Here is a 6,505-nt window from a genome sequence, read left to right as displayed (position 1 = left end):
ACAGCCGGGTCACCGGAAGTACGCCCTGACCTGCACGGCGACCCCGGGGACCCGACGAGCCGTCAACCCGCTTCGGACTCCATCGCCGCCACCAGGCCGGCGGGGCGCATGTCGGTCCAGACGCTCTCGATCCGCTCCAGACACTCCTGGCGCGACCCCTCGACGCCCTCGCGGTCCCAGCCGCCGGGTACGTCGAGATGCGCGGGCCAGAGGGAGTACTGGCCCTCGCGGTTCACCAGCACGACGAAGCGTCCCGCTTCGTCATCGAAGGGATTGCTCACGTTCCCACCCGTTCTCGGTATCTCGTTCCAGTCTTTTCCACGCGCGGCCCACCCGGTTCCACCGGGCGACCGAATCGGGATTTCCCCGTCACCGCGCGGCGCGCGCGCCGCCCCCTCCGAGGGGGACTCCGCCACGACCGCGGAGGCAGGCGGCCCATCCCGCTCCCGATCGGGACGACGAGCGCCCCCGGCCAAGACTTCCCCCTAAAGCGGAACTCACTCCAATCACATTAAAGGATCCACCTCGGCCAAGGATGTGGACCTTGATGTTACTTCTCGGTAATTCATCGGAACGAAAGCCCGGAAAGGGCGACGGTCATATGCCAATCGCCGCTCCCGACTGGATATCCGGCCACCGAAAGCCCGTTTTGCGCTCAGTTGTTCCCCTATCACCCATCCGATTCCGGCTGACCGCCCGAACCACCCACCGGTTCCCCGTTACGCCCCCCACGGGCGTGCCGCGCTCCCGTGCGCCGGGCATGCGCCCCGGCCTACAGGCAACCTCCAGCCGGAAAAAGCGGTCTACCGGCCACCGGTGCACGTGCCGGACGGCCGGTTGACGACGCTCCTCCGCCCCGCGCCCGGAGGGGCGCGCCTCCCCCGCGCCGACCCGGAAGGGGGCATCGGTCAACGACGGTTGACGATCACCACGACTTCTCGACACATCCCACTCCGTCATCCCACACTTCCGGGGAGTGATCACGGCTCACGGGGTAACCGAGGTGGGAAGCGCCGCCGTCCCGGGGCGGCGTCCGACGCTGGAGCCTTCGTGTCCCGAGCCAGTTCCCCCGTCCCGCCCGTCTGCCGCGAGATCAAGTGGAGGACCACCGCCTTCCTGCTCTCCGACTCCTGCCGCGTCCCCCTCGAAGCCACCGTCCGCTACCGGTCGAGCTCCCCCTTCACCGTCGAACTCACCCTGCACACCCCGACGGGCGACACCGTGTGGCGTCTGGACCGCGACATGTTCCTCGCGGGCACCGAGGGGCCCGTCGGCATCGGCGAGGTGCACATCCGCCCCGCCCCCTACGACCAGGTCGTCCTGCGCCTGGGCGCCCCGTCCCACACCGCCCTGATCGGCCTCGGGCGCGGGCCCGCGCTGCGCTGGCTGAACACGACGTACACCGTCGTGCCGGCCGGGACCGAGAGCTCCCACATCGACTGGCGGCCGCTCCTCGACGTCCTCGCCGACTGACGTCCCCGCCGGCCGGACCTCCGCGCACGGCGGCCCGGTCCGCAGCCGCTCCGGGCCCGGCCGGTTCGGGGCCCGGAGCCCTTCGCCGCGACAAGCGCATACTGGTCCTGTGCGATGGTCGCCCCCTTCCGCGGACGGCCTGAGGGAACGGCTCGGGAGCGAGCTCTTCCGGCGCGTCGCCGGCCCCTCGGGGGAGGAGACGCGCGCCCGCATCCACGGAACGCCCGGACCCCGGTGGTTCGGTCCCGACCGGCCGATCCGGACGGTCCACGGGGACGCGGCGATGTTCGCCGGGGGCCTGACGGCGCTGCTGCTCCAGTCGCTGCACCCGTCGGCCATGGCCGCCGTGGCGGCCCATTCGGGCTTCCGGGGCGATCCGTGGGGAAGGCTCCAGCGGACCAGCACCTTCCTCGCGGTCACGACCTTCGGCACGGCCGACGACGCCCGGCACGCGGTGGAACGCGTGCGCGCCGTCCACGAGCGGGTGCGGGGCACGACGCCCGGGGGCCGGGCGTACCGGGCCTCCGACCCGCACCTCCTGGGCTGGGTGCACGTGGCGGAGGTGCACAGCTTCCTGCGGGCGCACCTGCGCTACGGGGCCGCGCCGCTCACCCGCTCGGGCTGCGACGGCTACGTGGCCGACGCGGCGCGGATCGCCGAGGAGCTGGGCGTGGAGGGGCCGCCCCGGAACCTGACCGAGCTGGTGCGGCGGATGGAGTCGTACCGGAACGAGCTCGACGGCACCCGCGAGGCCCGGGAGGCCGCCCGTTTCCTGCTGGTGGACCCGCCGATCCCCTGGCAGGCCCGCGCGCCGTACGCGCTGCTCGCGGCGGGGGCGGTGGAGCTGCTGCCGCCGTGGGCCCTGGAGGAGCTGGGGCTTCCGCGGCTCCCCCGGGCCGCGAGGACGGCAGCGCGGGCGGGCGGGCGGCTGGCGGTCGGCGGGATCCGCTGGGCGATGGCCCCGCCGCCGCCCGGCCCCGCCGGAAGACCCCGCCCCGCCGGAAGACCCGGTCCCGCGCAGGGCCCGGACCTGTGCGCACGGCCCGGTTCTACCGGAAGAACGCCAGGTAGTAGTCCGTGAAGGTCATGCGGTTGCGCCCGTCCTCGTCGGCGGCCGACGGGACGAACTCCGGCGCGTTCTCGATCTGCTCCTTGGTGCACCCGACGAAGACGGTCTCCGTCTCCCGGTCCACGGCGGTGACGACGCCGGCGGGGATCACGACCTGCCGGCCCAGGATCCAGGGGCCGGTGTCCACGACCAGGTGGTACCGGCCCGCCTCGGCGGAGTGCTTGTCGATCTTCCCGATCCCGCCGTCCGTCGCTTCGACCGCGTAACCGGTCAGATCCGTGTCGATCGCGTGGAGCGCGGTACCGGGAAAGGTCCATATGTCGTGCTGCACGGCTGCTTCCTCTCTCTGAGATGTACGGGGTGGAGGTCGTGCGGGGTGTGCGGGGTCGACGGGGCGCGCGGTCGGCGCCGGTCGACGGGGCCCGCTACCGGTTCGCCGGACTCTCCGGGGTCTCCGGCGTCCGGGTCTCGGCCGTGGTCCGGTGCGACGGTCCGGGAGGTGCCTCCCCCGCCGCGGACGGAACCCCGATCGACCCGGTCAGCGTCGCGCCGAGCACGGCCAGCGCCGCACAGGCGGCGAGGGCCCGGCCGGAGCGGTGGGCAGCGGGGGCCGGGCGCGACGCAGTGTCCGTCGCCCCCCGGTCCTCGCGCGGAACGCGGACCCCCTCCGGCACACCGGGGCCGCCGAGTCCGCCGAGGGGCGGGGCGCCGTCTCCGCCCGGCATGGCAGCCAGGACGCGGAAGCAGGTGTCGGCGTCGGGCCGGCCGCTCTCGTCCGGGTCCGTCATGGCCTCCACCAGCCCGGCGAGGTCCGCGGGGAGGCCCGCGGGAACGACGGGGGGCCGGTGCAGCCTGGCGACCGCGGACTCCAACGGGGCTCCTCCGTACTCCAGTTCGCCCTTGAGGGATTCGAGGATCACCAGACCGAGGCTGTAGACGTCCGCCGCCGGACCGGCCCCCCTGCCCAGGACCTGCTCCGGCGCCATGTAGGCGGCGGTTCCCACGAGGGGGCCGGTCTCGGTGCGGGTGGCGGTGTCGAGCAGCCGGGATATCCCGAAGTCGGTCAGGTAGGGGAGGCCCGTGCCGTCCAGGAGGACGTTCGACGGCTTGACGTCGCGGTGCACGACGCCGGCCGCGTGCACGTGGGCGAGCGCGGAGGCGAGCGCGGCTCCGGTCCGGGCGGTCTCGTGGGGCGTGAGGGGGGACGCGGCGATGCGGCGGCGCAGCGTCGTTCCCCTGACGAGCTGCATCACGAGGTAGGGCCGCCCCTCCTCCTGTCCGGAGTCGTACAGGGTCACGAGGCCGGGGTGCCTCATCTGGGCCAGCAGGCGTCCCTCGTCGTCGAGGTGGTGATGACCCGTCGGGAGTTCGTCGTCGCCCGGCCGGAAGACCTTGACCGCGACCGGTCGCCGCAGCCGCAGGTCCAGCGCCTCGTACACGTCGGCCGCGCCTCCGCGTCCCAGCAGACCGTCGAGCCGGTACCGTCCGGCGACCGCGTGGGCCGTGAGCCGGAGGTCCGGTCGGACCGACCATGGACGGGACATCATCGACGCTCCCTGCGTTGTGTTGCCGTCTTCTGTCTAGGGTCGTGGACGCCGCTCGTGCGCGGGTACAGGGGTACGCGTGCCCTGGGAGCGCCGGTGCATCCCCGTGCGGGACCGGGGAATCCGGCGGGAGGGGAGCCGGGCCGGGCACCCGGAGGAGCGGCGCGCCCTCCCCCGGTCGACCGTGCGTCCGCCGTAGCGTGACGGCCCGAAGTCAGGTGGTCCGGAGTACGGCGGTCCGGGGTCCGGCGAGGAATGAGGAGTGAGGGCGTTCATGGGACAGAGGGACGACGGCGTCGACGTGGTGGTCGTCGGAGCGGGGGCCGCCGGTCTGGCCTGCGCGGCCGACCTGGTCGCGGGCGGGCTCCGGGTGGAGCTGCTGGAGGCCTCCGACGCGGTGGGCGGCCGGATGCGCACCGACCGGGTCGCGGGCTTCACCGTCGACCGCGGCTTCCAGGTGTTCAACACCTCGTATCCGCAGGTGAAAAGGCGGTTGGACCTGCGGGCCCTGCGGCTGGGGCCGTTCACGCCGGGCGTGCTCGTGCACACCGACGACGGGTTCCGCCGCTTCGTCGACCCCAGCCGCCGTCCCCGCGAGGTCCGGGACCTGCTGCCCGGCCGGCTCGCCTCGGCCCGGGACCTGGCCGCCCTGGGCGTGCTGTCGGCCCGGGACGTCCTGGCGCCGGTCCGCCACCTGCGGAACCGGCCCGACGCCACCACCCTGACCGCCCTGGCCGGCGCGGGCGTCTCGGCGGACCTGGTGGAGACCTTCTTCCGGCCGTTCCTGTCGGGGGTGTTCCTGGAGGACGAGCTGGAGACCTCCGCCCGCTTCTTCCACCTCGTCTGGCGCACCATGCTGCGCGGCACCCTGTGCCTGCCGGCCGACGGCATCGGGGCCGTACCCGCGCAGTTGGCGTCCGGGCTGCCCGCCGGCGTGCTGCGGACCGGGGTGCCGGTCGCGTCGCTGACCGACCGGGGCGCGGCCCTGGCCGACGGCGGCGAGGTGGCCGCCCGCGCGGTGGTGGTCGCCACCGGGCAGCGCGCCGCCGCCGGGCTGCTCCCCGGCCTGGAGGTGCCGGACGGGCGCGTCGTCACGACCTTCTACCACGCGGCGGAACGCTCGCCGCTGTCCGAACCGACCCTCGTGGTCGACGCGCGGCGCCGCTTCCTCAACACCTGCGTCCTGACCGAGGTGCACCGGGGGTTCTCCCCGGACGGCCGGGCGCTGGTGTCGACCTCCGTCCTCGGGGACCCGGGCCCGGAGCGGGAGGCGGAGGTCCTCGCCGCCCTCTCCGAGGTGTACGGCACGGACGCCGGGTCCTGGGAGCCGGTGCACCGCGTCGTGGTGCGCGACGCCCTCCCGGCCATGCCGCCACCCCTTCCGCTGTCGCGCACCGGCCGTTTCGCGCCCGGCCGGTACGTGTGCGGCGACCACCGGGCGACGGGGTCGGTCCAGGGCGCCCTGGCATCGGGCTCCCGTACGGCCCGGGAGGTCCTGGCCGACCTGTGACCGCGTTCCTCCGCTGCCGTCGGGCGGGGGAGCGCCACGGCACCGCGCTCCCCCGGCCCGCGTCCGTCGGGGCCCCGCGTCAGAACCGCACGTCGGAGCAGGCGTAGAAGGCGTTGCCGGTGTCGGCGACGGTCCAGACGCCGAGGATGAGGTGACGGCCGCTCTTCTGGGGCAGGACGCCCGCGTGGGTGACCGTGGCACCGGGTCGCTGCCCGCCGAAGGGCACCGTGAGGAACGGCTGCGGGTCCAGGTCGGCCCTGGTCAGCGGCTTGGTCGGGTCCCAGCCGTCCTTGGTGACGTAGTAGCGGAAGTCGGTGGTGGCGTGGCGTGCGGTGATCCGCCAGACGAAGGTGTGGTTCTGGCCGGCGGTGAGGGCGGTGGTGGGCCAGTTCCCGCCGCGCGGATCGTCCAGCTCGGAGAAGCGGCCGTTGCCGCCGGCGCAGATGGTGCCGTCGACCGGTCCGCGGGCGGGGAAGCCCTTGAGGCCCTCCACGCTCGGCGGCTCCCACTGGATCTGCCCGCATCCGCGGACGGTGCCGTTGCCGCAGAGCTGCTGGCGGCTGATGGGCGAGTCGGTGTAGCCGTGGCCCTGGGCGCTGCCGGTGGCGGCGAGCAGGGTTCCGCCGACGAGGCCGAGGCCGAGGAATAAGGAGGAGATCTTCCTGCGCATGACGTACTCCCGTGGTCCTGGAAAACGAGTGGGGGCGGACGCGTTCCTCAGGTGTGCCACCGGTTCGAGAAGCCGGGACGGGTCGGGGAACGGCAGCAAACGGAAGATCCGCGTCCGATGCGGTCTAGACCAAGTGAAAGGCTAGACCCGTCACTTGAACATGTCCATACCAATGAGGAGCGCGGACGCCGGGGCCACTCCCCCGCCGCCGAGTGGGCGAGCGGGCGCCGGGCACGGTC

The 6,505-nt window shown here is 73.9% G+C and carries 7 protein-coding genes; 3 read left to right on the top strand and 4 right to left on the bottom strand.

Annotated features, from left to right (window positions below; genetic code table 11):
- Positions 1-62: 62 nt before the first annotated feature.
- Positions 63-281: an MbtH family protein gene (locus ACIQKA_RS05710; protein ID WP_383153517.1), complete on the bottom strand. Its 219-nt coding sequence runs from the start codon at positions 279-281 to the stop codon at positions 63-65.
- A 769-nt stretch (positions 282-1,050) separates the two neighbouring features.
- On the opposite strand from ACIQKA_RS05710, the gene ACIQKA_RS05705 reads away from it, so the two are divergent.
- Positions 1,051-1,473: an SsgA family sporulation/cell division regulator gene (locus tag ACIQKA_RS05705; RefSeq protein WP_383448217.1), complete on the top strand. Its 423-nt coding sequence runs from the start codon at positions 1,051-1,053 to the stop codon at positions 1,471-1,473.
- 109 nt (positions 1,474-1,582) lie between these two features.
- The gene (locus ACIQKA_RS05700) at positions 1,583-2,554 is read left to right on the top strand and encodes an oxygenase MpaB family protein (protein ID WP_391095106.1); all 972 of its coding nucleotides are present in this window, start codon (positions 1,583-1,585) and stop codon (positions 2,552-2,554) included.
- Here the strand turns inward: ACIQKA_RS05700 and ACIQKA_RS05695 are convergent.
- Both ACIQKA_RS05695 and ACIQKA_RS05690 read right to left on the bottom strand, forming a co-directional pair.
- Positions 2,523-2,873, bottom strand: a complete 351-nt coding sequence (locus tag ACIQKA_RS05695) for a PRC-barrel domain containing protein (protein WP_383153510.1) — start codon at positions 2,871-2,873, stop codon at positions 2,523-2,525. The two genes, ACIQKA_RS05700 and ACIQKA_RS05695, sit on opposite strands and share 32 nt — an antisense overlap.
- A 94-nt stretch (positions 2,874-2,967) precedes the next feature.
- Positions 2,968-4,089, bottom strand: a complete 1,122-nt coding sequence (locus ACIQKA_RS05690; RefSeq protein ID WP_383429958.1) for a serine/threonine-protein kinase — start codon at positions 4,087-4,089, stop codon at positions 2,968-2,970.
- A 271-nt stretch (positions 4,090-4,360) separates the two neighbouring features.
- Here ACIQKA_RS05690 and ACIQKA_RS05685 point away from each other — a divergent pair, with 271 nt between their 5' ends.
- Entirely contained in the window at positions 4,361-5,596 is a 1,236-nt protein-coding gene (locus tag ACIQKA_RS05685) for an FAD-dependent oxidoreductase (RefSeq protein ID WP_383153506.1), read from the top strand.
- A gap of 79 nt (positions 5,597-5,675) precedes the next feature.
- Here the strand turns inward: ACIQKA_RS05685 and ACIQKA_RS05680 are convergent, their stop codons facing one another.
- On the bottom strand, positions 5,676-6,266 hold the full coding sequence (locus ACIQKA_RS05680) for a lytic polysaccharide monooxygenase (RefSeq protein WP_383153504.1): 591 nt from the start codon (positions 6,264-6,266) through the stop codon (positions 5,676-5,678).
- Positions 6,267-6,505 lie beyond the last annotated feature (239 nt).

The sequence above is a fragment of the Streptomyces sp. NPDC092045 genome, assembly GCF_044756005.1.
Classification (GTDB): domain Bacteria; phylum Actinomycetota; class Actinomycetes; order Streptomycetales; family Streptomycetaceae; genus Streptomyces.
The sequence above is the reverse complement of the archived record's forward strand: the minus strand, read 5'-3'. Positions and strand labels throughout refer to the sequence as shown.

Coding starts and splice junctions, on each gene's coding strand:
- ACIQKA_RS05690 (WP_383429958.1), bottom strand. CDS start 4,089: ATGATGTCCCGTCCATGGTCGGTCCGACCGGACCTCCGGCTCACGGCC.
- ACIQKA_RS05685 (WP_383153506.1), top strand. CDS start 4,361: ATGGGACAGAGGGACGACGGCGTCGACGTGGTGGTCGTCGGAGCGGGG.
- ACIQKA_RS05680 (WP_383153504.1), bottom strand. CDS start 6,266: ATGCGCAGGAAGATCTCCTCCTTATTCCTCGGCCTCGGCCTCGTCGGC.